Origin of the sequence: Nocardiopsis ansamitocini, from assembly GCF_030268225.1 — a bacterium.
In the GTDB taxonomy this organism is placed as follows: Bacteria; Actinomycetota; Actinomycetes; order Streptosporangiales; family Streptosporangiaceae; genus Nocardiopsis_D; species Nocardiopsis_D ansamitocini.
Genome location: NZ_BSQG01000005.1, coordinates 464,665 through 489,218 on the forward strand (window position 1 = coordinate 464,665; position 24,554 = coordinate 489,218).

Here is a 24,554-nt window from a genome sequence, read left to right on the forward strand (position 1 = left end):
GGTGCAACGGCATCGGCGGACCTGATCAAGTGGCATCACGCGCCGTCGGCTGACCCCGAACGCAGCCCCTGACCGTGCCGTAGGGGATGGCGGCCTCGCGTTCGTCCGCCACGCTCGCCCCAGGCCCAACGCGGCCCCGGACAACCATAAACAGCAGAAATCAGCCGTCTTTCGCCAAGATCTGCGCACTGGGCTTGCGGGTCGCTGACCGGACATTCACCGATCCACTCCCGTCCACCCAGTCATTTTCGTCAATTTCTTTCATCCTTCCCTCTTGCCGCAGCGTTTACCGCTGACTTCCCACCCCTCCCCCCGATGGCCGAAAACGGCCACGAAACCGACGGTGGACCCGCCTTTCTTTATCCAGGAAACCACCGAACCGACTACTGTGCGCGACGACCCTTCTGGCGGATGCCAACCGCCCGCACCCCCGCAACGGACTTTCCCCTACAGCGATCGACGAGGCCACGAAAGAACGCAGTCCCCGCCTTCCGGCACGGCTACCCTCCGTGAAGAATGCGTTCCGCAACTCTTTCCCCTTTGGTAATTTTTCACAAAATGCACCACCTTGCCGCACTCTCCCTCCGCAATTAGAATCGCGGCGCTTTCATCCGGAAACCCTTCGTTTACACAAAAATCCGAGAATTAACATGCACCGAGTACAAGAGCCGAGGAAACCTCGGCTTGGAGGGGCGATTTCCATCGAGGACACATCCCGGCCGCGACTCGGAAAACCCTTCTCGGTCTTTCAAGGAGTCCTGGTCTTCTCCGGACTCGCAGACGGCGTCTACCGCGTGGCACTTCCCCTGCTCGCCCTCTCCCTCACCCGCTCCCCCGAGGCGATCGGCCTGATCGTCGCCGCGTCCTGGCTTCCGTGGCTGGTCGTCGCACTTCCCGCCGGAGCGCTCACCGACCGGTCGGCACCGCTGCTGGTGATGCGATACGCGATCATCGTCCGGGCGTCACTGATCCTCGGCCTCGGCGGGCTGGCTTTCCTCGGGCTGCTGCCCCTGTGGGGGTTCGCGGTGGGCGCCCTGGTCCTCGGCACCGCCGGCGTGTTCAGCGACCTCTCGGCCCAGGCGATGGTTCCCCGCCTGGTGGAGGCGCCGAACCTGGTACGCGCGAACGGCCGCACGCAGTCGATCCAGATCACCACCGTCCAACTGGTGGGGCCCGCAGTGGCCGGCTACTTCGTACTGCTGGGCATCTCCGGGAGTTTCGGACTTCTGGGGGCGGTCTACCTCCTCGGCCTGGTCGCCCTGCTGTCCGTCCGGTCGGACCGGGGGCCGGAACCGGGATCGCAGCGCCCCGGTATCCGTCAGCTGGGCGCCGCGGTGGCGGTCTCCGTCTCGGACATCCGCGAAGGGATGGGCTATTTCGTCCGGCGGCCCGACATCCTCTCGCTGGCGGCCCTGGCGGCCGCGGCCAACTTCGCCCTGACCGCGATGATGACGGTGATCCCCCTCTGGGGCACGGGCCCCCTGGGGCTGACGCCGGCAGCCTACGGACTGGTCGTCTCGGCCGGCGCTTTCGGCGGCATCACCGCCGGAATGCTGACGCACCGGGTGATGGCCGTCATCGGGGAGCGGACGGTCTTCCGGCTGTGCCTGCCCCTGCTGGCCGGCTGCGTGCTGCTGTTGACCGTGCGGCACGTCGGGGCCCTGGTCGCCGGGCTCGCTCTCTACGGAATGGTGATCATGTTCTGGAACGTCGCCAGCATCACCTACCGCCAGCGCACCGTCCCCGCTGAGATGTTCTCCCGGATCAACGCCGCCTACCGCTGGATCACCTGGGGGGTCATGCCGTTCGCGGCACTCGCCGCGGGAGTGACCGCGGGCGCTCTGGGCGTCCCGGCGGTCTTCCTGGGCCTCTGCGTCCTGCTGCTCTCGGTGGGGGCATTGGTCGGGGCACGATTGCAGACCGTGGACCGCGCCGAGACGCTTCACCACGACCACTCCGGCGGCAGCAGCACGGCGTGAAACGGGCCGGCCCTCCTTCCTGGCGGGCCAACCGCCACCGCGGCCACCGACTGGGAGCAGGCGTCCCCCTCTCCGAGCACATCACCGAATTCCTCCTGCGACCGCCCTTGGCCTGACCACCGCACCGGCGTACATCCAAAGTGCCAGGCGGGTTCGGCTGCGCGCAGGAGGTGTCGCGCCCCCTGTCGTGCCCAGACTAAAACCAGTCGCGACGCCGCAGTGGCCGTCGCACGGCCGATCAGGGGACAGCATGGATCCGACCACGGCCCGTCGGGCGGGGGCTCCCGTGGAGCGTTCCGGCGGGGAGGCACGCAAGCGGCTTCCGCTGCTGGACGTGCTGCGCGGGGTGGCAATCCTGGGCACGCTGGCGACCAACGTGTGGATCTTCGCCTTGCCCGGGGCCGAGGCGGGACCACTGTTCGATCCCGACGCGTTCTCGCCGGTGGCCGGCGTGTCAGCCGATCCCTCGGTGGGCACGGTGCTGGCCGAGACCTTCCGGTTCGCGGCCAACGGCAAGTTCCTGGCGATGCTCGCCCTGCTCTTCGGGGTGGGCCTGGCCATCCAGTACCGCTCCGCGACCTCGCGGGGCCGGCGTTGGCCGGGCTCCTACCCTCGCCGGGCGCTGTTCCTGTTCGTCGAGGGCGCGGTGCACTTCACCCTGGTGTTCGCCTGGGACGTGCTCATGGGGTACGCGGTGACCGCGCTCCTGGTGGCGTGGCTGCTGGCGCGTACCGAACGTGTGCAAAAGGCCGCGCTGTGGACGGCAGCGGTTCTGCACGGGGCAATGACCGCGCTGGTCACCGGCGCCCTGGTCCTCGTGGAGCAGGCCGCGCCGGCCGGAAACGGGGCCGGGGGCGCCCCCGCCGATGTGGTCGCCCTCTACGCAGAGGGCTCCTATGCGGAGCAGATCGCGTTCCGACTGGACAACGTACTGCTGCTGCGGGTGGAACCCGTCGTCTCCTTCCCGCTGTTGGTGCTCCTGTTCCTGGTGGGCGTCCTGCTCTTGCGGGCCGGCGCGTTCGGCGACGACACCACCGGTCGGCGCATCCGCGCCCGGCTGATGGCGTGGGGCCTGGGAGTGGGGCTGCCGTTGAACGTGGCCACCACCCTGGCCGGACCGTCGTTCTTCTTCGCCGACCGCTACCTGGCCGCACCACTGTTCGCACTGGGGCTCATCGGACTCATCGGCTGGGGCACGGACCGGGTCCGATCCGACGGACCGCTGGTCACCGGCCTGTCGTCGCTGGGCCGCACCGCGATGAGCGGGTACGTGCTCCAGAACGTGCTGTGCGTGCTGGCCTGCTACGGCATCGGCCTGGGGCTGGCCGAGCGATTGGAGGGCACCGGGCCGTGGTGGGTGTTCGGACTGTGGGCAACGGTCTGCGCGGTCCTGCTCGTGGGATCCACCCTGTGGCTGCGCCGCTTCTCCCAGGGGCCGCTGGAGGCCCTGCAGAAGTGGACGTCGAACCGGCTCCCGCAGCGTTGAACCGCTCGGGCCGCTCCCTGTCCGTTCACGACGGCCGACGTGCCCGACACGCCGGCCGTCCTCGTTGTTTGCCGAGCGGCTTTTAACAGCTCCCGCTTATTGAAGACGTGGTTTATATAATGGGTGAATGCACGCGTTCGACGTCCTGGGCGACCCGATCCGCCGCCGCATCCTCGAACTGCTGACGTCGGGCGAGACGACATCGGGGCTGCTCACCGAGGCCGTGCGCGCAGAGTTCGGGGTCACCCAGCCCGCTGTCTCGCAGCACCTTCGGGTCCTCCGCGACACTGGGTTCGCGAACGTACGCCCCGAGGGCACCCGACGGCTCTACACGATCCGTGGAGAGCGCATGGCCGAGGTCGACGAGTGGGTGCAGCGCTTCCGCCCCTTCTGGGAAAAGCGTCCCGACGGACTCGTGTCACCGCACCCACCGCAAGACCGCGAACGGCACCGGACGACGCGCGACACGAGAGCGAGCGACATGACCGATCATCAGCGGACCCAGCGCACACTGGAGGCGACAACCCTTCGCGGCGCCCCCGCCAGGGCCGTCGTCCTGCGCCGCGAGTTCCCCGAGCCGATCAGTGGAGTGTGGGACGCGTGCACCTCCTCCGAACGGCTCGGGCGCTGGGTGGGGCCGGTCTCCGGCGACTTCACCGTCGGCGGGCGCTACCAACTCGAAGGCAACGCCGGCGGGATCGTGGAGGTCTGCGAGAAACCCAACCGGCTCAGGGTGACCTGGGAGTTCGACGATGCCTTCTCCGTCGTGGAGGTACACCTGAGCGAGACCGACCTCGACCGTACGGCCTTCGAGCTCGCACATGTCTGTGCCGCGGTCGACGACGACCACTGGATCACGTACGGCCCCGGCGCCGCCGGTGTGGGCTGGGACATCATGCTCATCGCCCTGGAGCACCACCTGGGCACGGGCACCGCGGACTTCGACGGGGCGGCCTGGACGGCCAGTGCCCAGGGGCGTGCCTCCATCGCGGCCGCGAGCAGCGGCTGGGCCCGGGCCCACATCGCCGACGGTGCGCCCGCCGACGTCGCGCGCACCGCGGGCGAGCGCACGCGGGCGTTCTACACCGGAGACGACGGGAGCTGACCCCGCGCCCGGCCGGGAGCAACTGCCCACGGCCGGGCCCGGGCGGCCCGGCCACAGTAGTCACCGCAGATGGGCAGGGGTACCACCAGGCCCCACTGGGTAGCCGCCTCCCCATGGGACCATGGGGCAAAAGAGACGACATGGTGGTACACGAGCGGGACCCGTACAACGCGGAACCGCCCAGGAGCGCGCTGGCGGGCGGGCCGCTCACGCCCGCGGACACCTTCTACAGCCGCAACCACGGCCCCGTTCCCGAAATCGACGCGGCATCGTGGCGGCTGGCACTGGACGGCCTGGTCCAACGGCCGTTGCTGCTGTCGCTGGCCGAACTGCGCGAGCGCTTCCAGGAGCACACGGTGGCGGCGACCCTCCAGTGCGCGGGCAACCAGCGGTCCGGCTTCACCGAGATACGCGACATCCCCGGGGAGGACCCGTGGGGCCCGTGCGCCACGTCGACCGCCCGATGGACGGGAGTGCGCCTGCTTGACCTCCTGACCGCGGCCGGGCTGAAGGCCGGCGCAGAGCACATCGCCTTCGCCGCCCCCGACGTCTCCCAGTTGGCCGATCCGCCCCAGCCCTACGGCGCGTCGGTGCCCGTCGCCAAGGCCGTCCACGGCGAAGTGCTCCTGGCCTGGACGATGAACGGGGCTCCCCTGCCGCGCGTCCACGGCGCTCCGCTGCGCGTGGTCGTGCCCGGCTGGATCGGTGCGCGCAGCGTCAAATGGCTCCAGCGGATCACCGCGCAGCGCAAACCCTCCGGCAACTACTTCCAGGCCACGGCGTACCGGCTGCTGCCCGCCGACGCCGACCCGGCCGCGGTCGGAGCCCACGAAGGCATTTCTCTCGGTCCTGTCGCACTCAACTGCGCGATCCTGCGCCCCGACGGCACGGTACGCCGGATCGCGGGGCCCGCCGAGATCGTCGGCTACGCCTTCGCCGGCGACGACCGCACCGTGGCGCGGGTCGACGTCTCCGTGAACGGTGGGCGCACCTGGTCCCAGGCTGGCGTGGACGCCCCGATCGGCCCCTGGACCTGGCAGTACTGGCGCACCACCCTCGACCTTCCCGAAGGGGAGGTCGAGATCACCGCTCGCGCCTGGGACTCCACCGGCGCCGCCCAACCGGAATCGGCGGCGCACCTGTGGAACCCCAAGGGGTACGCGAACAACTCCTGGGCGCGGTTGCGGCTGAACTGCAGCAGGTGACAGCTCCTCGTTCCCGGGATGGACCGCTCCGGGAACGAGAACGCGGCACCCGCCGCGTCGCCCCCTGAACGACCCCCGTCCACTGCGCCCGCCCCCGCCCCTTGCCGGCGACGCACGCGTCGGTCCAGGGGCAGGAAGGCTCGTCGTCCTTCCGACGCGCGAACGCGGTGCCCGCCGGGTTTCCCTTCTCCGGGCCCCGGCGGGCCGCGCGGCCGTGGACTCTCACCCGGCCTCGAACACCGTCCGGCCGGCCACCCGGGTCTGGCGCACCCGTGACCGGTGGATGTCGGCCGGCGGCCCGGCGAAGGGGTTGCGGTCCAGCACCGCGAAGTCCGCGGTCTTGCCCACCTCGATCGAGCCGTGCGTGTTCGCCAGTCCGCTGACGAACGCGCTGCCCATGGTGAAGGCGCGCAGCGCCTGGGCCAGGGTGATGCGCTGCTCCGGGAAGAACACCCCTTGTTCCGGCGTCCACGCGGTGTTCACCGGCACCGGCGTCCGATTGACCGCCACATGGATTTGATGCACCGGGTCGGGGGTGGAGACCGGCCAGTCGCTGCCCATCGCCAGCACCGCCCCGTGCCGCACGAAGTCACCGAAGGGGTACTGCCATCCCACACGGTGCTCCGCGAAGAACGGAATGGTGAGGTCGGTCATCTGCGGTTCGTAGCGGGCCCACAGCGGCTGGGCGTTGACCGCGACCCGAAGCGCCCTGAACCGCGGGAGGTCATCAGGGTGCACCACCTGGACGTGGGCGATGTGGTGGTAGCGCCCGGTGTCGCCGTTGGCCGACCGCGCCGCGGCCACCGCGTCCAGTCCCTGGCGCACGGCCGCGTCGCCCACCGCGTGGAAGTGCACCTGCAGGCCGGCGGCGTCCATGGCGACCACGTAGCGCTCCAGGTCGTCCTGGGCGAAGAAGCGCGTGCCCAGGTCGGCGGATGCGGCTGACCCCACGTAGGGATCCAGCATGGCCGCGGTGAAGTTCTCGCACACCCCGTCGAGCATGACCTTGACCGAGTCGAAGCGCGACAGCCCCCGGCGCGCGGCCTCGGCCCGACGCTCCGTCAGGCCCGCCAACTGGTCCAGGCCGGCGTGGCGGTCCCACCACATGGCGCCCACCACCGTGGCGCTGAGCTCTCCGCGCGCCACGAGGTCGGCGTACACGCCGAAGTCGCGTTCGTGCACCTTGGCGTCCTGCCACGCCGTCACGCCCAACGAGTGCAGGTACTCCTGCCCCGCCAGCAGTCCTGCGCGCAACTCGTCGGGGGACAGGTCGGGCAGGACCCGCTCCACCAGGGTCATCGCGCCCTCCTGCAGGGCGCCGCACGGGCTGCCGTCGGCACGGCGTTCGATGCGTCCGTCCACCGGATCGGGCGTGGCGGCGTCGATGCCGGCCAGTTCCATGGCCCGGGAGTTCACCCACAGTGTGTGATGGTCACGGTTGTAGAAGGCCATGGGGCGCGTGGCGTCGATGGCGTCGAGGTCGGCCGCGTCGGGCACCCCGCCGGGGAACGCGTCGAAGGACCAGCCGCCCCCGCGCACCCAGCCCGCTCCGGGGCGGGTGCGCGTGTACTCCGCGATCGTCTCCAGGCAGTCGTGACGCGTACGGGCCCCGGACAGGTCGCAGCGCAACCGCTCCAGGCCGCCGTTGAGCGGGTGCACGTGGGAGTCGACGAATCCGGGCACGACCGCCCCCGCGTCGTCCACCTCCACGACCTCGGTTCCCGGCCCCACCAGGTCGGCGACGTCGGCCGCACCGCCCACGGCGGCGATCCGCCCGTCGCGGACCGCGAACGCCGAGGCCCACGAGCCCGCCGCGTCACAGGTGTAAACGGGGCCGCGCACCACCAGATCGGCGGCGGTCGTCGATGTCATCGCGTCTCCTGATCGTCGGGCACGATCCGTGCCGTGTCGGGGGTGAAACCGAATCTGACCTTCTCCCCGACCGCGCCGGGAAGTCCGGGGGCCGTGGCCGGGAGCAGGCAGCTGACCACCCCCGATGTGTCCGCATCGGAGTAGGCGAGCTTGAGCTGGACGGAGTCGCCCAGGAACAGCCGGTCGGTCACCTCCCCCTCCAGTGCCCAGGCGTCGTCGGGCGGGTCGAGGACCACGCACACCGGTCGGACCGCGGCCGTGACGGGAGAGCCGAGCGGGTCCACGGGGCAGGTCGTGTCGAGGGTCCGACCGCCGATCTCCACCCGGGCACGGCCCTCGACGCGATCGACGACCCGGGCCGGCACCAGGTTCGCCCCGGAGAAGAACCCGGCCGCGTACGCCGTCGGGGGGCGCAGGTACAGCTCTTCCACCGGTGCGCAGGCCGCCATCCGGCCGTCGCGCATCAGCACCACCCGATCGGCCAGGGTCATCGCCTCCTCCCGGTCGTGGGTGACGTAGAGGATGGTGGTGGCGAACTCCCGGTGCACCCGGTGGATCTCCTCCACCAGGTCCTGTTTGAGCGCCTTGTCCAGCGCCCCCAGCGGCTCGTCCATGAGCATGATGCGCGGCGAATAGGCCAGCGCCCGAGCGATCGCCACGCGCTGCTGCTGACCGCCGGAGAGCTGGCGCGGCAGCCGGTCGCCCAAGGCGCTGAGCCGCATGCGCTCCAGCATCTCCGCGACGCGCTCGGCGCGCTCGCGTTTGGGCCACTTGCGCATGCGCAGCCCGTACTCCACGTTGCGGGCCACGCTCAGGTGAGGAAACAGTGCGTAGTTCTGCACGACCATGCCGATCTCGCGGTCGGCGGGGCTCAGGCTGGACACGTCCTGCCCGTGCAGCAGGATGCGGCCCCGGCTCGGGCCCTCGAAGCCCGCCACCATCTTCAGCAGGGTGCTCTTGCCCGACCCGCTGGCCCCCAGGATGGCGATGAGCTCTCCGTGCTCCACGGCCAGATCCACCCCGGCGACCGCGGTCTCGGGACCGTAGCTCTTGCCCAGGCCGATCAGTTCCACGGCGTGTCGACCTGCCGGGGGCGCGGTCGGGGGCCCGGCGGTGGATGCCTGCTGCGGGCGCTCCTCTATGGTGTTCAACGGCGTGCTCCTCGCGTCAGGGCCAACGGCAGTGCCACGGCCACGGACGAAATCAAGACGATGCTGGCGGAGATGGCGGTGATAACGGGGTCGCTGCCGAACTGCACGGAGTCGAAGATGGCCTTGGGCAGCGTCACCAGCCCCGGACCGCCCAGGAAGTTGACGAACACCGCTTCTTCGAAGCTGGTCTGGAAGGCCATCACGAACCCCCCGGCCAGCGCCGGCGTGACCAGGCGCAGGGTGATGCCGCCCCAGGCCCGTGCTCGGCTCGCGCCCAACGTGATCGCGGTCAGTTCCAGGTCGGGCGGCACCCCGCGCATCGAGGCGCTGCCCACCAGGATGATGAAGGGCAGGGCCAGGACCGCGTGGGCCAGCGCAAGGCCCAGGAAACTGCCCAGCAGCCCCAGTTGGGAGAACACCGAGTACATGGCCACCGAGTAGGCCGACATCGGGATCAGCAGGCTCACGATCCCGGCCTGCTCCAGCCACGAGCGCAGCGGCAGCCGGGTGCGGTGGATGGCCAGCAGCGCACCGACGCCCAGGACGAAGGCGATGGTCGCGCTGGTCAGGGCCAGCCGCACCGACAGCCACAGCGCGGTCAGCCACTTGGTGCTGGCGGCCAGGTCCAGGTAGCGCTGCACCCCCCAGGACTGCGGCGGGAACTGGATGGCGGCGTCGTTGGAGAAGGACAACAGCACCGTGAGCACCACCGGCGCCAGGACCAGGACGACGATCGTGCCGGTGATCACGGCACCGCAGGCCGCGAACAGCTTCTCGCCGGCGCGTCGGGGGGCGCTCACAGCATCCTCCGCAGGGTTTTCCCTCCGGCCAGCGCCAGGATCGTGGCCACCACGACGAACGCGATGACCAGGAGGATCGCCGCGGAGGCCGCCGCGCCGGGGAAGTCGTAGAGGGAGAAGACCTGCTGGTTGATCACGGTGGCCATGAACGGGGTCTGCAGACCGCCGAGCATGATGGGGGTGACGTAGAAACCGATCGACAGCAGGAAGATCAGGGCCAGTGCCACCAGTACCCCGCCGCGCACCAGCGGCGCGACCACGGTGGCCAGTACCTGTGCCCTGCCTGCGCCCAGGACCGCGGCCGAGGACAGCAGGCTCCGGTCCACCTGGACGAACACCGAGTACAGCGCCAGCACCGCGTAGGGCAGCAGGGAGTAGGAGATCCCGTAGACCACCGCGAACTTGGTGTAGAGCAGGCTCAGCGGGCTGTCCACGACCCCCAGGCCCATCAGCAGCGCGTTGAGGGGACCGTTGGCTGCCAACAGCAGGTAGATCGCATAGTTCTTGATGATCATGCCCATCCAGAACGGCACCAGGGCCGTGGTCCACAGCAGCACCCGCACCCAGCGGCGGGCGGTGGTGTGCAGTGTCCAGGCGATGACCGCGCCCAGTGCCACGGTCACGACCGCCACCAGCGCACTGTCGGTGAGGGTCGTGGCCAGGGCCCGACGACTCACCGGGTTGGTGAACACGTCCGTGTAGCGCTGGACGGGCACACCACCCGATGAGGCGTCGACGAACACCTGGACCAGGGGGAAGGCGACGAACAGCACGATCGCCACCAGCATCGGGGCTGCCAGGAGCAGTCCGGTGACCGGCCCCGCCTCCGGCCGCCATGGGCGGGCGCGGACCCGCCCTTTCGCCGGCCGCACCGTCTCAACCGTCGCCATCGGTCTCCCTTTCCGTGTCCGTGGCCGTGTGGAGCCTCGGACTCATCCGCCCTGGATGATCTGCTGCATCCCGGAGTCGATCTCGGATTTGTTCTCCAGGTACCACTCGAAGTCCTGCTGGGCCAGGCCCTCGAAGTTGGCGGGGTAGTCGGCCAGCGTCTCCGCCACCTCGGTGGGAAGCAGGTCGAGCGCGTCGGGACTGGGCACGCTGTACTGCATCTCCTCGGCCCACGCCGCCTGCGCCTCCGGGTGGTCCACCACCCATTGCAGGAACTGCATGGCCTCCTCCTGGTTGGGGGCGTCGGTCACGGCCATGGTGTAGCCGGGGTCGTAGGAGCCCGCCCAGTTGACGGTGACGTCCATGCCGGTCTCGGCGAGGTTGTAGGCCCGTCCGCTCATGAAGATGCCCAGGTCCCCCTCGCCCTGGCGCAGGCTCTGCTCCATCTGGTCGCCCGAGGTCCACCACACCGAGGTGTCGGCCTTGATGTCGCGCAGGGGTTCGAGCATCTCCGGCACGTCGATGGGCAGTGCGTCGTCGACCGGTCTGCCCGCGGCCTGGGCCAGGACGGCTGTCATCTGACTGTAGGCCTCACCGGGCATGATGCGTCGGCCGGGGAACGCATCGGTGTCGAAGAATTCCGGGATCGTCGTGGGGCAGGCGTCCACCGCCTCGTCGTTGCAGGCGATCACGTAGCCGAGGTTGGCGTAGGTGAAGCCGAAGTCGCTCACCTTTCCCTCGCCCAGGGCGTCCTCGAAGGAGGAGCGCATGTCGGCGGGGAGGTCCTGGACCAGCCCCTCCTGGGCCATGAAGAAGGCGTCGGCAGCGCCGGAGCTGTCGATGATGTCCCACTCGATGTTGCCGGCCTCGCTCATGGACTGCAGTTTCGTGGCGAAGGTGCCCGGACTGTCCACGATCTGGACCTGGATGCCGGTCTCCTCGGTGAAGGGGTCGGCCAGGTGCTTCTGGGTGGTCTCGGTGAAACGTCCGCCCCAACTGGCGATGACCAGGGCGCCGTCGGAACCGGAACCCGCTCCGCCGCCGTCGGCGGCAGGGGACGCGCATGCGGAGGCCAGCAAGGTCAGCGCCGCCACTGCGGCGGCACAGGGGATGAGGGTCGTGCGTGTCGTGCTCAACAGTCCACCGCCGTGATCTCGTGGGGCAGCGCGGAGAGGGTTCGCGCGCCTGAGGGTTCGTAGATGAGGGTGTCGATGAGGCCGAGGTAGAGCATGGACTCGTAGTTGGTGACCATCCCCTCCTCGAAGACCTCTTCGGTGTCGTCGTCGTTGACGGTGAAGATCCAGTCCCCGACCCAGTCGGGCGGGAAGCTCACGCCCAGTTCGTAGCCGCCGATCCAGATCTGGTCGCGCAGGCGCCACAGGCCCTGGGAGTCGTAGTACTCGCGCAGCGCGCGGTTGACCTCGCGCACCGGTGTGCCGGCCTTGGCGGTCGCGCACAGCACGGGGAAGGCTCCGGCCAGGATCTCCATGAGTTGCACGAGCTCTCGGGGCGGCTCGCCCAGGCACAGGGTGCCGGTGCGGTTGGAGTGGTAGCGGTTGTAGACGCCACAAGGGTCGACGTTGACGATGTCGCCCTCCTTGAGCACCCGCCGCCCGGCGATGGCGTGTCCGGCGCGCGGCCCCACCACCGCCATCTCGTGGATGGCCGCCGGCTCGCCTCCTGCTGCCGACATCGCGTGCACCATCTCCGACCACGCCTCCAGCTCGGTCATGCCGGGGCGCAGGACCGAGGCCAGGTGGGTCAGGCCGATGTCGCAGATCTCGGCGGCGCGTTCCACGCAGGCCAGCTCGGCCGCGGACTTGCGTCGCCGGACCCGCCGCACTGCGTCGGTGCCGTCCACCACCGTGCATCCCTGAGCCTCAAGCGCCTCCTGGAGTTGGGCGCTGACGGCCGGGTTGGGCAGGTAGGAGTACTTCTCCAGTCCGGCGGTGGTGCCCAGCCAGCCCTCGGCCCGCAGCTCTTCGACGATGAACCCCAGCATGCCGTCGCGCTGGTCGCGGGGGAGGAAACGCACGTCGGTGGCGATCGACGTGCGCCTGAACAGTTCGGCGTGCTCGGCGCCGTCGAAGCTGATGTGCCGGTCGTGGTCCACGTGGACGGCGGTACAGATGAGCGGGCGCCATTGACGCGGCGCGTGGGCCTTGTACCAGCGGCTGGCGAAACCGTGCAGCCAGTACATGGCCTCGGGTGAGGACAGGAGGAGCAGGTCGATGCCGTCCTTGGCCATCGCGGCGCGCAGCGCCGTGAGGCGTCGGTCGTACTCCTCGGGAGTGAAGGGGATGGCGGGGGCGGGTTGGTTCTGCTCCCGGTGCCGGGCCAGAAAGGTTTCGAGTGCGGCGAGGTCCACGGTCGCTTCTCCTGAGACTGGAAAGATCCGCATGGAAATTGGGCGAAGCCCTGTGCCCTAAGGCGTGCGTAGCCCCGAGAGGATGGCCGTTCCCGGCTCGCCCCCCAGCGAGCCGACGGTCCATCCAATGGGCTGGTACCTGTTGACGAATATTCGCAATGTGGGCTTGACTATCTCTCGTATTCCGCAGATGGTCAAGGCTGTATTCGCGAATTAACCTTCATGGAACGTGAGATGTCTCGGATTTCGCAAGAGTTGGTTGATAGCGGCCTGGCGCAACTGGACGAGATCGATCGCCGCATCGTGGCCGTCCTCCAAGTGGACGGGCGGCGCTCGTTCACCAAACTCGCCAAGGAGATCGGCACGAGCGAGAGCGTGGTGCGCTACCGGGTCCAGCGCCTGGAGCGGGCCAAGATCCTGCAGATCGTGGGCATCGCCGATCCCCTCAAGATCGGGTTCGACCTGATGTCGATGATCGGCGTCCGGGTCGTCCCCGGCCGTCTGGAGAGCGTCGTGGAGGAGATCAAGACCCTGCCCGAGACCAGCTACGTGGCCTCCCTGGCCGGCTCCTTCGACCTCATCGTCGAGGTCGTGTGCCGCGACACCGCCCACTACAACCAGCTGCTGACCAAACAGCTGCACCGCATCGACGGAGTCGCCTCCACCGAGTCCTTCCTGATCCTGGAGATCCACAAGATGGCCTACGGCTGGGGCGTCGGCGAACAGAACGCCGTCCCCATCGCCCCCTCCCGGCCCGGTGGCGCCGGCGCTCCCCCTGCGGACCCCGCTCCTTAGACCCCCGCCCCCTCAACCACGAGGACAACCGATGGAACTCGCCTTCACCCTCTCCACCTACGACGAGCGGCTGACCCGGACCCGGGCCCGGATGGGCGCCCAGAGCCTGGACGGCATCGTGCTGACGATGCCCGACACCATCCACTGGCTCACCGGCGTCAGCTCGGTGGGCTACCTCTGGCCCCAAGCACTGGTCGTGGGGGCGGGGGCGGGCGAGCCCACCCTGGTCACCCGGACCACGGAGGAGCCGTGCGTGCGACGGCTGTCCTGGCTGCGCTCGGTCCGCTACTACGACATCGCGGCCGAGGAACCCATCGCCGTCATCGCCGAGGCGATCCGCGCGGCCGGGCTGGGCAGCGCCACCGTCGGCCTGGACCTGGACACCTTCACCCTCTCCCCTGGGGGCTGGGACCGCCTGCGCACACTGCTGCCCGAGGTGACATGGGTGGACACCTCCATGCTCGTACCCGAGGAACGGCTGGTGAAGTCCGCCGACGAACTCGCCTACCAACATCAGGCGGCCCGCATCGCCGACCACGCCATGAACGAGGTCTTCGCGGCACTGCGCCCGGGGATCTCGGAGGTGGAGCTGGCCGGAATCGCCGCGGCGGCGCTGGGCGCGGCCGGCGGCGAACACGCCGCGATCCCGCCCATGGTCGTCACCGGTGAGCGCAGTGCCCTGGTGCACGCGATGGCCGGCAGGCGCACCGTGGCACACGGCGACGTGGTGTGCGTGGAACTGGCCGGGGTCGTCAACCGCTACCATGCGGTGCTGATGCGCTCGGCCGTCATCGGCGAGCCCTCGCCGCGGGTGCGCGAGGTCGCCGACTGCCTGGAACGCGCCACCGAGGCGGCCATCGCCGCAGCCGTCCCCGGCGCTCCGGCGCACGCCCCCGACACCGCCTGCGACGACGTCCTCTCCGAACTCGGCCTGGTCGCCAACCGCTGCCACCGCATCGGCTACAGCGTGGGGGTGGCCTACCCGCCGGGCTGGCTGGAGCCCATGACCCTGGTCGCCGGCGACGACCACGTCATCACCCCCGGCATGTCCTTCACGATCGAACCCAATCTCGCCCTCCTGGACGAGGGGTTCGGCCTGAAGATGGGCGACACGGTCCTGTGCACGCCCGAGGGGCCCCGGTCCCTCTCCGCCCTCGACCACGCGCTGCGCGTCATCGCCTGAGGAGATCCCATGTCCCGCCCCGACGTGGCCCGAGCACTGGCCGGCATCAGCCACACCCCCTTCTGGCTCGACTCCCCCGACGCCCCAGGACCTGAACCCGCACTCGCCGCCGACACCGTGTGCGACCTCGCCGTCGTGGGCGGTGGCTACGCCGGGCTGTGGACAGCGCTCCTGGCAAAAGAGCGGGACCCAGCACGCGACGTCGTCCTCGTGGAGGGCCGCACCGCCGGCTGGGCGGCCTCGGGCCGCAACGGTGGTTTCTGCGCCTCCAGCCTCACCCACGGCATGGAGAACGGTGCGCAGCGCTGGCCCGACGACCTGGCCCTGCTGGAACGCCTGGGACTGCGCAACCTCGACGAGATCGAGGCGGCCCTCACCCGTTACGGCATCGACTGCGCCTTCGACCGCCAGGGCAAGATCAGTCTGGCCACCGAGCCCTACCAGGTACGGGCGTTCGAGGAAGCCGTGGCCCTGGCGGACCGGCACGGCCGGTCGCTGAAGCTTCTGAGCCGGGACGAACTGCGCACCTCCGTGGACGCCCCCGGCTACCTCGCCGGGCTCCTGGACCCCGAAGGCTGCGCCACCCTTGACCCCGCCCGACTCGCCTGGGGGCTCAAGGCCGCCTGCTTGGCGATGGGAGTACGCGTCTTCGAGCACACGCCCGTGCGCAGGCTGACCGCCACCGCGCGCGGCGTCGTCCTGGCCACCGACACCGCACGGGTCGGCGCCCAGCGCGTCGCCCTGGCCACCAACGGCTTCCGACCGCTCCTGCGCCGCACCCGGCTGTCCACCGTGCCCGTCTACGACTACGTCCTGGTCACCGAGCCCATCGGCGCCGAACGCCTCGACGAACTGGGGTGGCCCACCCGCAAGGGCCTCACCGACGCCGGCAACCAGTTCCACTATTTCCGGCGCACCCCCGACGACCGCATCCTGTGGGGCGGCTACGACGCCGTCTACCACTACGCGGGTCGGATCCGGTCCGAGCACGACACCCGCTCCGCGACCTTCGAGCGCCTGGCCGGGCAGTTCCTCGACACCTTCCCGGCCCTGGCCGACGTGCGTTTCACCCATGCCTGGGGCGGCGCCATCGACACCTGCACCCGCTTCACCGCGTTCTTCGGAACCGCGCGCGGCGGCCGGGTGGCCTACGCGCAGGGATTCACCGGTTTGGGGGTGGGGGCCACCCGATTCGCCGCCGAGGTCATGCTCGACCTGCTGGCCGGCGCCGACACCGAACGCACCCGCCTGGAGATGGTGCGTCGCCGTCCGCTTCCCTTCCCTCCCGAGCCGGTCCGCTACATCGGCATCCAGCTGACGCGGTGGTCGCTGGACCGCGCCGACCGCAACCAGGGTCGGCGCAATCCGTGGTTGCGTCTTCTGGATCGCCTCGGCCTGGGGTTCGACAGCTAGGGCCCTGGTACGCGGTCGCGGTCCCGTCGTGGTGACGACGGGACCGCGACCGGTGTCCCCCGGAGGCGGTGGTGACGCCTACGGCCAGGACGTCCGACGGGGTCGTTCATCCGTCCCCGTCGACATGGATCGCCGCCGCCGGGCACACGGAGACAGCCTCCCGGACGGCCTCGTGTTCTGCCTCCGGCGGTGTCCCGTCGAGCAGGACCACGATCCCGTCGTCATCACGCTGGTCGAACACCTGCGGCGCCAGCAGTACGCACTGCCCGGCCCCGCAGCACCTGTCCTCTTCCACGCGGACCTTCATGCCCGTGTCCTTTCTTCCTCGCGGCTGGTCGTATCGGCGGGCGCACCCCTACCAGGTGACCGGGAACTCGTAGATGCCGTAGATGATGGCGTCGTCCTTGAACGACAGTTCGTCGACGGGCACGGCGGGCCGGATGTCGGGGATTTTGCGCAACAGGGTGTCGATGACGATCTGGAGTTCCAGGCGGGCGAGGTTCTGGCCGAGGCACTGGTGGTGGCCGTAGCCGAACGCCAGATGGTTGCGGGCCCCGCGTCCGACGTCGAACGTGTCGGGGTCGGGGAACACCCGCGGGTCGCGGTTGGCCGTGTGGGCGAGGGCGAGGACGCCGTCCCCGGCCTTGATGAGCCGTCCGCCCAGTTCGACGTCTTCGACGGCGACCCGGGCGAGGGCCTGCTCGGCGATGGTGAAGTACCGCAGCAGTTCCTCGACTGCGGGCAGGGTCGTGCCCGGGTCCTGGCGCAGCGCCTCCCTGGCCCCGGGGTCGCGGACCAGTTGCAGCATGGTCAGCGAGATCATGTTGGCCGTGGTCTCATGCCCCGCGATGAGGAGAAGGAAGGCCAGGCCCATCAGGTCCTTGCGGTCGACGGCACCGTTCACCTCGCGCTGGCGGAGGATCTGGCGCCCCAGGAGGTCGTCGGTGGGGACCTCCTCCTTGGCCCGCAGCAGTTCGTCCAGGTAGCCGGCCAGATCGAACAGGGCCTTCTGCTTCTCTTCCTGCGACACGGTACGGCTCACGAGCGAGGCGGACCTGCTCTGGAAGAACGCGTGGTCGTCGTAGGGCACCCCGAGGAGTTCGCTGATCACCAGGGACGGAACCGGCAGCGACAACGCCCGGACCAGGTCGACCGGGCGCGGCCCGGCGAGCATCCGGTCGATGTGCTCGTCCACGATCTCCTGGATGCGCGGCTTGAGCTTGTTCATCCGCTTGACGGTGAACTCGCCGAGCACCGCGCGGCGGGCCGGGCCGTGCTCGGGCGGGTCCATGGTGAGCAGAAGTGGGGGAAGGACGTCCGTGGGTGCTCCGCTCCCGTTGTCCAGCATCGGGAATCCGGGCCGTCTCCGGTCGGAGCTGAAGCGCGTGTCGGCCAGCAGGGCGCGGATGTCCTCGTGCCGGGTGACAACCCACACCTCGGCGCCGGTGGGCAGCGTGACCTTGCTGACGGGGTCGGTTTCGCGGAGCCGGACGTGCTCGTCTCGCGGGGCGTACGGACAGGTGCGGGCGATGGGCAGGGCGGGCGACTGTTCTGCGGGCACGGTTGGACTCCCCTTGCGCGGTTCTTATCTGGAACGATTTCCTCCGCTTGCCTTCCGACGCTAACAAAGCGGAAGAGATTCGTCCACATCATCCGGCGGTGGGACAATGGGTCCGTCCCGACAAGAAGGGGGAGTGACACGATGGCGGAGCCGCAGACGCTGCGGGCCGACGCGAGACGCAACCGCGACCAGATCATCGCCGCGGCCAAGACGGTCTTCGCGGAGCGCGGCCCGGACGTTCCGATGGAGGAGGTCGCCCGCCGGGCCGGCGTGGGCGTCGGAACCCTCTACCGGCGCTTCCCCGACCGTGACACGCTGATCCGGGAGGTCGCGCGGGACAGTTTCACGGTCCTGCTCTCCAGGGCCCGGGAGGCGGAGGCCGAGGGCGACCGCGGTTGGGAGGCTTTCCTGGGAGTGCTTAAGGACCTGCCCGAACTGTGGTTCACCCTGCGCCTGACACTCTTCTCACCGGATGCCTGGGCGATCATCCAGGGCGATGCGCACGCCCTCGCCAGGGCCGAGGAGTTCACGACCGTGTTCGACGGCCTGGTCCGGGTCGGACAGGCCGAGGGGACACTGCGCTCCGACGTCGGCACCGGGGACGTGTTGATGCTCATCGCGCTCGTGGTCACCGGTATGCGGGCGTCCTCCGGCGCGCTGGGGGCGACGGTGTACGAGAGGGTTCTGGCCCTGAGTCTGGACGGGTTGCGGGCAAATTCCGACGCTCCCCTGCCCGGCCGCCCTCTCACCCCCGGCGACCTCCGCTTCCACGACTGACGGCCGACGCCTCCCGTCCTGGGGCGGTGGCCCCGTCGTCGCCTGGGCACAGGCCGCAGCACCGCCCGCCCACCAGCGAACACGGCCGGGGCGAGAACACGGCGGCGCCGGCCCCCACGAACGTTCCCGCGAGGGGCGGGCCGCCGAGGCCGGCGCGGTCGAGCACCGTCGACCGGCCGGTCTCCTCGACGCCCACGGGGACGAACCGTCGGGTGCCTTACCGTCGGCAACGACCTAGACAGTCACCAGGACGGCGCTGACCAGGACGCTTCCGAGCAGGTTGTACGCTCCGGAAATCAGCGAGTAGAACAGGGGCCGCGGGAAATTGGGGTTGATCGCGATGGTGACCGTGTTGGCCACCAGGTATCCGGCTCCGACGATCAGACCGAACAGCAGGGCGTCCGGATAGGAGTCGACCCCCAGCGCCGCCATCAGGACCGCGCTGGTGATGGTGATGACCAGCGAGGCCAGCGGCGGCCCGGCATAGAAGAGCGCGGACCCCTCCTGCTTGGCCGACGCGTCCCGCCCCAGCGAAACGTTGTACGCCTTGGTGAACAGGAGCGCGAACCACAGGGCGCCCAGCACCGAAAAAGCGAGAAAGGCGACCAGGACGCCGATCCAGTTCACATCGCCCACAACATTGAACATATTCGTCTCCGTAGTAATGATCGGTGGTCACCGACCGACCGGCCTGACACAGCGGGGCCCGGGGGCGGGCGGCTGCTCGCCCCCGGGCCCTGGGGCGGGCGGCGCTCAGGTGGACGTCCGACCGTCGAGCGTCTCCCGCACGATGTCCGCGTGACCGGCGTGCTGGGCGGTCTCGGCGATGACGTGCAGCAACACCCGACGCACGCTGTATACGGCCCCAGGTGCGTTCCAGGGCGCCTCCGGCAGCGGATGCGTCGCCGATAGGTCGGGCACGGAGGCGATGACCTCCTCGCTCCGTGCGGCGACCCGCTCGTAGTGCGCGATGATCCCGGCCAGCGTTTCGCCCGGCTGCATCCGGAAGTCGCTCTGGTGGTCGATCGCCCACTGCGGGAACTCGCGCGCGGTGCCGTCTTCGAGGTCGGCCCAGGTGACCCCGTCGGGCAGGTCGTAGCGCATGGCCGACGGGCCCTCGACCGCGAAGCGCAGCCACCCCTCCTCCATGGACGCCACGTGTTTGATCAGCCCGCCCAGGCACAGTGTGCTGACCGTGGGTTGCTCACCGGCCTGTTCGTCGCCGAGCCCGCGCGCCGTGGTGGTCAGGGCCGACCGCGCGGCCGCGAGTTGGGCGAGCAGATCGGCCCGCTCCGCGTCGAGGGCCGGAGCCGACGTGGTCGTGGCGGGCGCGGTGACCGTGCCCTGCTGGTCGTTCTTGTTGTCTGACATGCGAGAACAATCGCAGCGGCAGCGGACAGGATGTGTCCTCTTCTCCCGGCACCATGGAATTATGCAGAAGACTTCAGCGCGACTCCTCTCGTTGCTCTCGCTGCTCCAGGCGCGCCGGGACTGGCCCGGGGCGCTGCTGGCCGAGCGGCTGGACGTCAGTCCGCGCACGGTGCGCCGCGACGTCGACCGGTTGCGCGAACTCGGCTACCCCATAACGGCCGCCAAGGGCCCCGACGGCGGATACCGGCTCGACGCCGGCGCGGAGCTGCCGCCGCTGCTGTTCGACGACGAGCAGGCCGTCGCCCTCGCCGTGGGCCTCCAGGTCGCCGTCACCGCCGGCGCGGGTATCGAGGAAGCAGCCCTGCGCGCGCTGAACACCGTTCGGCAGGTCATGCCCGCCCGGCTGCGCCGTCGCATCGACACCCTCCAGGTCACCGCCGTCGAACGGCCCACGACCGGGACGGGCTCCACGGTCGACAGCACCGTGCTCACGGTGCTGGGCGCCGCCGTCCACGCCTGCACGGTGCTGCGCTTCGACTACGCCCTCCCGGCGGGGACCGCCGGCGACGGCCTCTCCCTCGCATCCCCTCGCCGGGTGGAGCCCCACCACCTCGTCACCTGGGGCGGGCGCTGGTATCTCGTGGCCTGGGACCTCGACCGTGGGGACTGGCGCGTTTTCCGGGCGGACCGGATCACTGCGCGTACCCCCGCCGGTCCCCGCTTCACCCCGCGCGAACTGCCCGGGGGCGAGGTGGCCGCCTTCATCACCAACAGGTTCCGGGGCTCCGACGGCTCGGGCGACTGGCCCTGCCGCGGCGAGGTGATCCTCGCCCTGCCCGCCGCCTCCGTGTCCCGCCACACCCACGACGGGGTCGTGGAGGAGCTCGGTCCGCACCGCTGCCGCCTCAGCCTGGGCTCGTGGTCGTGGACCAGTCTGGCTGCCGCCATCGGCAGGTTCGACGCGGACATCGAGGTCGTCGGACCGGCCGACCTCAGGGAGGCCTTCGCCCACCTGGCCCGCCGCTACACCGACGCCGCGACCGGCGCAGCACCCCCGGCCCCGTGAGCCGGGCGCGCGCCGGTACCGCGCCTCGTCGCGGGTGGCTTCCTGCGGGCGGTGCACGCGCGGGCGGCTCGGGCGGGGTGGGACCGCCGGAGCCCGGCCGGATGGAAGCGTCCGCCGCCCGGGGCGGTCCGGGCTCCGGAACCCGTCAGGGAAAACGGCAGGATCGCGCGGTCGGACCGCCCCTGCCGCTGCGGGCCACCAGACGCTACTCGGCGAGGTGGCCCGCGATCGTGGGGATGAGGATCGGGAGATTGATGCCCAGGTGCAGGAGCATGCACGCGACGAGGTTGCGTCGCCACAGGAAGAGTACGTAGATTGCGAGCGTGCCGCTGCCGTGGTAAAGGAGCCACTGCGGCCCGAAGAAGAAGAGGTGGGGCACGATGAAGAGCGGCAGGGTGCATACGAGCGCGATCCAGCGGTGCCCGGTGAGTTCGGTGAGCCGTTCGATCGGGTACCCGCGGTAGAGGATCTCTTCGAAGACCGCAGCGGAGACGACGACGGCGAACACGACGACGATCGGCAGCGCCGTGATCGTCGCCGTTCCCGTGTCCGTCGGAGGCGGCCAGAGCGTGTGCACGATCCAGGTCCACCCCATGTGGCAGCCGAACAGGACAAGCGCCCATTCCAGGTCTGTTCCACAGGGGCGCACGAGCCGGACCGAATCGAGCCCGCGTCGTTCCACGGCATGGACGTAACCGATCAACAGGGCTACGGCCAGCGCGTTCCACACGATCGACGAAGCGGGTCCTGTTATCCCGATGTCGATACCCGTCGCCTCACGGACCCGCGGCAGCCACATCGGGGAATAGGCCAGACCGAGCCCCCCGAGGACGACCGCCCATCGCCACGCGGTGCGTGACGTGCCTGCGGTCTCGCCCTCGGAGGGACGCGCGGTACCGGAAGACGAAGGGCCTGCATTCTCATTCATAGATTGGTCACTCTAGAGCAGTAAATCTAATAATGCACTATGCTCGTGGCATGGCTCGAACAGTCGACCAGCACCGCTATCACGAGCGGCGCAACGCGATACTCCAAGAGGCCCACCGCCAGTTCTCGGCGTCTGGCTTCGACCGCACGACCACCGCGTCCATCTGCCGCGGCGCGGGGATCTCGTCGGGAACGTTCTTCCACTACTTTCCGACCAAGCTCGACGCGCTCATCGGCCTCCTCGCCTCAGGCGCGGAGGCGACGGTGCGGCAGTTGGCACTGATCGAACAGCAGCAGAAGGGCGTCGACGCGATACTGGCCTACGTCAAGGCGTTCGAGAACGAACTGACGGACCCGTCCTACAGCGGGTTCGTGCACGCCATCGCCGGAGTGGAGCAGGTACCGGAAGTCGCCGGCGTACTGCTCGACGAGGCCAGGGCGACGTCGGAGTTCATCACCCGGAACCTGGCCATCGCCCAAGAGCACGGCACGATCCGTGACGACGTTCCCGTCGACCGGCTCGCCGTCTGGGTCCGGTGGCTCTTCGACGGCGCAGCGCAGAGCGCGGCCGAGACGATCACCGTCGAGGCGGGCGGTCTCGCAGACGCCGTTCGGGCTTTGCTCGGCTCTCCGGCCAGAACCGACTGAACAGCCGAACCCCTGTCGGTCCCGGCGGCACCCCACGCGCCAGACCGCTCCCGGGCCGCCCGCCGGCCCGCCCCGGAGCTGTGGTGCCCGCTGTTCGTACAGGCGGATCGAACAGAATCGCCGGGACCACCCTCCTCAACCACTCCGGCGCAGCTGGGTCGACCGATACCTGGAGGGCGCCACCCCGAACCGGGCCGTGAACGCCTGCCGCAGCGTCTCCACCGACCCGAACCCGCATCGTTTCGCGACCCCCGCCAACGGCAGACGGGACGACACGAGCAGGCGCGCGGCCGCCTCGACTCGCGCTTCGCGCACGAACCGGCCCGGTGTGCGCCCCAGGTGCTCCACGCACAGCCTGGTCAGATGTCGTTCGCTCACGCCCGCCCGTTCGGCCAGGACGCTCGTACGCAGGTCCCCGGCCAGGGTGGCGGTGACGTAGTCCGCCACCTGCCGGACCAGGACGTGCTCGGGCGGCGGGCCGGCGACGTACACGCTCATCTGCGCCTGGTTGCCGGGGCGTTGGAGGTAGGTCACCAGGGCCCGCGCCACCGATCGGGCAACATCCGCCCCGTGGTCGTCCTCGACGAAGGCCAACGTCAGGTCCAGGGCGGTGGTGACCCCCGCCGAGGTGGACACCTTGCCGTCCCTGACATAGATCGGCGTGGGGTCCACCTCGACCCGTGGGTATCGGGCCGCCAACCGCTGCGCCGCGAACCAGTGGGTGGTGGCGCGTTTGCCGTCGAGCAGTCCGGCAGCGGCCAGGATGGCGGCCCCCGTACACACCGAGGCCACCCGATGGCTCTCGCGCGCCAGCCGACGCACGTGCGCGACGACGTGCGTGTCGGCAGCGGCCCGCTCAGAGCCGAACCCACCCGAGACCAGGACGGTGTCGAGAGGGCCCACGGTCCGCTCCAGCACGGCCTGTCCCTGGAGCACCAGTCCCGAGGAGGAGGTGATCGGGTGCCCGCCCGGCGTGGCCAGGACCACTTCGTAGGGGACCCGGGTCCCCATCAGGTTGGCCGTCTGCAGCGTGGAAGTCACACAGGCGATGTCCAACAACTCCGCCTGTTCGTACCCGACGACCACCACCCGACGCACGTCCATGAATCCAACTCTAGGTCCGAATGACAGGTTTCCCAGCAATTCGGACCTACTTGGATGGAAGTCTCGCCCGGCTGCGGGCCGGCGCCCACAGTAGAGCCATGACCAAAACCATCGCCTTCGTGCTCTACCCCGGCCTCACCGCCCTGGACCTGGTGGGCCCGCTCACCGTGACCACAGCCGTGGGGCCCGAATTCCGGTCAGTGGTCCTCGCCCACGACCTGGCTCCCCAGCCCAGCGACGCTCCGCTGCACCTGTCCGCGACGGCCACTTTCGACGAGGTCAGCGCACCCGACATCGTCATCGTGCCCGGCGGCATGGGGGGAACCTTCAAAGCCTGCGCGGACGAGTCGCTGCTCGCGTGGCTCCGCCAGGCCTCGACCACGGCCGAGGTGATGGCCTCGGTGTGCACCGGTTCGTTGATCCTGGGTGCGGCCGGTCTGCTCCAGGGCCGCAGAGCCACCACCCACTGGGGTTTTCGGGACCTGTTGCCCAAGTTCGGTGCGCATCCGGTGGACGAGCGCTGGGTCCGTGACGGCAACGTGCTCACCGCGGCCGGGGTATCGGCGGGCATCGACATGGCGCTGCAACTGGTGCACCTGTTCGCCGGCGAGCAGGCCGCGCGCAACGCCCAACTGGTGATCGAATATGACCCTGAACCACCCCTGGGCGGAATCGACTGGTCGACGGTGGATCGTCCCTCCTTCGCACGGCTGACCCAGGAACTGGTGCGGTCCTCCCTGGCCGACCACCCCGAACTATTGGCACGGCTGGCGGACTGAACACCGGATACACCGCGCCGCCTCTACCCACGAGACCGTCGAGTCGGCCGGCCTCTGTTGGACCAAGCCGACTAGG

23 protein-coding genes are annotated in these 24,554 nt (G+C 69.9%); 11 read left to right on the forward strand and 12 right to left on the reverse strand.

Annotated elements, in window-relative coordinates:
* Positions 1-650: 650 nt before the first annotated feature.
* From QSJ59_RS16925 to QSJ59_RS16940, 4 genes are all read left to right on the forward strand, one after another.
* Complete coding sequence (locus QSJ59_RS16925) at positions 651-1,979, forward strand: MFS transporter (RefSeq protein WP_285760534.1); 1,329 nt, start codon at positions 651-653, stop codon at positions 1,977-1,979.
* Between the two features lie 250 nt (positions 1,980-2,229).
* Positions 2,230-3,465 carry a DUF418 domain-containing protein gene (locus QSJ59_RS16930; protein WP_285760535.1) on the forward strand — a complete coding sequence of 412 codons (1,236 nt, stop codon included), beginning with the start codon at positions 2,230-2,232 and terminating at the stop codon, positions 3,463-3,465.
* Positions 3,466-3,592: 127 nt separating this feature from the next.
* Positions 3,593-4,570, forward strand: a complete 978-nt coding sequence (locus QSJ59_RS16935; protein WP_285760536.1) for an ArsR/SmtB family transcription factor — start codon at positions 3,593-3,595, stop codon at positions 4,568-4,570.
* A 140-nt stretch (positions 4,571-4,710) separates the two neighbouring features.
* Positions 4,711-5,775: a sulfite oxidase gene (locus tag QSJ59_RS16940; protein ID WP_285760537.1), complete on the forward strand. Its 1,065-nt coding sequence runs from the start codon at positions 4,711-4,713 to the stop codon at positions 5,773-5,775.
* A gap of 222 nt (positions 5,776-5,997) precedes the next feature.
* On the opposite strand, the gene QSJ59_RS16945 is transcribed toward QSJ59_RS16940, so the two are convergent.
* Genes QSJ59_RS16945 through QSJ59_RS16970 form a run of 6 tightly spaced genes read right to left on the reverse strand, consistent with a single transcriptional unit; the run spans position 5,998 to position 12,854 of the window.
* Entirely contained in the window at positions 5,998-7,647 is a 1,650-nt protein-coding gene (locus QSJ59_RS16945) for an amidohydrolase (protein ID WP_285760538.1), read from the reverse strand.
* On the reverse strand, positions 7,644-8,798 hold the full coding sequence (locus QSJ59_RS16950) for an ABC transporter ATP-binding protein (RefSeq protein WP_285760539.1): 1,155 nt from the start codon (positions 8,796-8,798) through the stop codon (positions 7,644-7,646). Before QSJ59_RS16950 ends, QSJ59_RS16945 begins: the two co-directional genes overlap by 4 nt.
* Complete coding sequence (locus QSJ59_RS16955; RefSeq protein ID WP_285760540.1) at positions 8,795-9,598, reverse strand: ABC transporter permease; 804 nt, start codon at positions 9,596-9,598, stop codon at positions 8,795-8,797. The genes QSJ59_RS16950 and QSJ59_RS16955 overlap by 4 nt, the downstream gene beginning before the upstream one ends.
* On the reverse strand, positions 9,595-10,488 hold the full coding sequence (locus QSJ59_RS16960; RefSeq protein WP_285760541.1) for an ABC transporter permease: 894 nt from the start codon (positions 10,486-10,488) through the stop codon (positions 9,595-9,597). The genes QSJ59_RS16955 and QSJ59_RS16960 overlap by 4 nt, the downstream gene beginning before the upstream one ends.
* Before the next feature lie 42 nt (positions 10,489-10,530).
* The gene (locus QSJ59_RS16965; protein WP_285760542.1) at positions 10,531-11,622 is read right to left on the reverse strand and encodes an extracellular solute-binding protein; all 1,092 of its coding nucleotides are present in this window, start codon (positions 11,620-11,622) and stop codon (positions 10,531-10,533) included.
* Complete coding sequence (locus QSJ59_RS16970) at positions 11,619-12,854, reverse strand: M24 family metallopeptidase (protein ID WP_285760543.1); 1,236 nt, start codon at positions 12,852-12,854, stop codon at positions 11,619-11,621. The genes QSJ59_RS16965 and QSJ59_RS16970 overlap by 4 nt, the downstream gene beginning before the upstream one ends.
* 234 nt (positions 12,855-13,088) lie before the next feature.
* Here QSJ59_RS16970 and QSJ59_RS16975 point away from each other — a divergent pair, with 234 nt between their 5' ends.
* Genes QSJ59_RS16975 through QSJ59_RS16985 form a run of 3 tightly spaced genes read left to right on the forward strand, consistent with a single transcriptional unit; the run spans position 13,089 to position 16,245 of the window.
* Entirely contained in the window at positions 13,089-13,649 is a 561-nt protein-coding gene (locus tag QSJ59_RS16975) for an Lrp/AsnC family transcriptional regulator (RefSeq protein ID WP_285760544.1), read from the forward strand.
* A gap of 31 nt (positions 13,650-13,680) precedes the next feature.
* Entirely contained in the window at positions 13,681-14,832 is a 1,152-nt protein-coding gene (locus QSJ59_RS16980; protein ID WP_285760545.1) for a M24 family metallopeptidase, read from the forward strand.
* Between the two features lie 9 nt (positions 14,833-14,841).
* Positions 14,842-16,245: an NAD(P)/FAD-dependent oxidoreductase gene (locus QSJ59_RS16985; RefSeq protein WP_285760546.1), complete on the forward strand. Its 1,404-nt coding sequence runs from the start codon at positions 14,842-14,844 to the stop codon at positions 16,243-16,245.
* A gap of 106 nt (positions 16,246-16,351) precedes the next feature.
* On the opposite strand, the gene QSJ59_RS16990 is transcribed toward QSJ59_RS16985, so the two are convergent.
* On the reverse strand, positions 16,352-16,552 hold the full coding sequence (locus tag QSJ59_RS16990; RefSeq protein WP_285760547.1) for a ferredoxin: 201 nt from the start codon (positions 16,550-16,552) through the stop codon (positions 16,352-16,354).
* Between the two features lie 48 nt (positions 16,553-16,600).
* Positions 16,601-17,806, reverse strand: coding sequence for a cytochrome P450 (locus QSJ59_RS16995; protein ID WP_285760548.1), 1,206 nt, complete (start codon positions 17,804-17,806; stop codon positions 16,601-16,603).
* 141 nt (positions 17,807-17,947) lie between these two features.
* On the opposite strand from QSJ59_RS16995, the gene QSJ59_RS17000 reads away from it, so the two are divergent.
* Positions 17,948-18,583, forward strand: coding sequence for a TetR/AcrR family transcriptional regulator (locus QSJ59_RS17000; RefSeq protein ID WP_285760549.1), 636 nt, complete (start codon positions 17,948-17,950; stop codon positions 18,581-18,583).
* Positions 18,584-18,817: 234 nt separating this feature from the next.
* Here QSJ59_RS17000 and QSJ59_RS17005 read toward each other — a convergent pair whose 3' ends face one another.
* Both QSJ59_RS17005 and QSJ59_RS17010 read right to left on the reverse strand, forming a co-directional pair.
* Positions 18,818-19,231: a DUF1761 domain-containing protein gene (locus tag QSJ59_RS17005; protein ID WP_285760550.1), complete on the reverse strand. Its 414-nt coding sequence runs from the start codon at positions 19,229-19,231 to the stop codon at positions 18,818-18,820.
* Positions 19,232-19,336: 105 nt separating this feature from the next.
* Complete coding sequence (locus tag QSJ59_RS17010; RefSeq protein WP_285760551.1) at positions 19,337-19,954, reverse strand: DinB family protein; 618 nt, start codon at positions 19,952-19,954, stop codon at positions 19,337-19,339.
* A gap of 61 nt (positions 19,955-20,015) precedes the next feature.
* Here QSJ59_RS17010 and QSJ59_RS17015 point away from each other — a divergent pair, with 61 nt between their 5' ends.
* Positions 20,016-21,020, forward strand: a complete 1,005-nt coding sequence (locus tag QSJ59_RS17015; protein ID WP_285760552.1) for a helix-turn-helix transcriptional regulator — start codon at positions 20,016-20,018, stop codon at positions 21,018-21,020.
* 205 nt (positions 21,021-21,225) lie between these two features.
* Here the strand turns inward: QSJ59_RS17015 and QSJ59_RS17020 are convergent, their stop codons facing one another.
* On the reverse strand, positions 21,226-21,948 hold the full coding sequence (locus QSJ59_RS17020) for a CPBP family intramembrane glutamic endopeptidase (RefSeq protein ID WP_285760553.1): 723 nt from the start codon (positions 21,946-21,948) through the stop codon (positions 21,226-21,228).
* 50 nt (positions 21,949-21,998) lie between these two features.
* Here QSJ59_RS17020 and QSJ59_RS17025 point away from each other — a divergent pair, with 50 nt between their 5' ends.
* On the forward strand, positions 21,999-22,595 hold the full coding sequence (locus QSJ59_RS17025) for a TetR/AcrR family transcriptional regulator (RefSeq protein WP_285760554.1): 597 nt from the start codon (positions 21,999-22,001) through the stop codon (positions 22,593-22,595).
* Between the two features lie 135 nt (positions 22,596-22,730).
* Here the strand turns inward: QSJ59_RS17025 and QSJ59_RS17030 are convergent, their stop codons facing one another.
* Positions 22,731-23,699, reverse strand: a complete 969-nt coding sequence (locus QSJ59_RS17030) for a GlxA family transcriptional regulator (RefSeq protein ID WP_285760555.1) — start codon at positions 23,697-23,699, stop codon at positions 22,731-22,733.
* Between the two features lie 98 nt (positions 23,700-23,797).
* On the opposite strand from QSJ59_RS17030, the gene QSJ59_RS17035 reads away from it, so the two are divergent.
* A complete protein-coding gene (locus tag QSJ59_RS17035) occupies positions 23,798-24,478 on the forward strand; it encodes a DJ-1/PfpI family protein (protein WP_285760556.1) in 681 nt (226 codons plus the stop codon).
* Positions 24,479-24,554 lie beyond the last annotated feature (76 nt).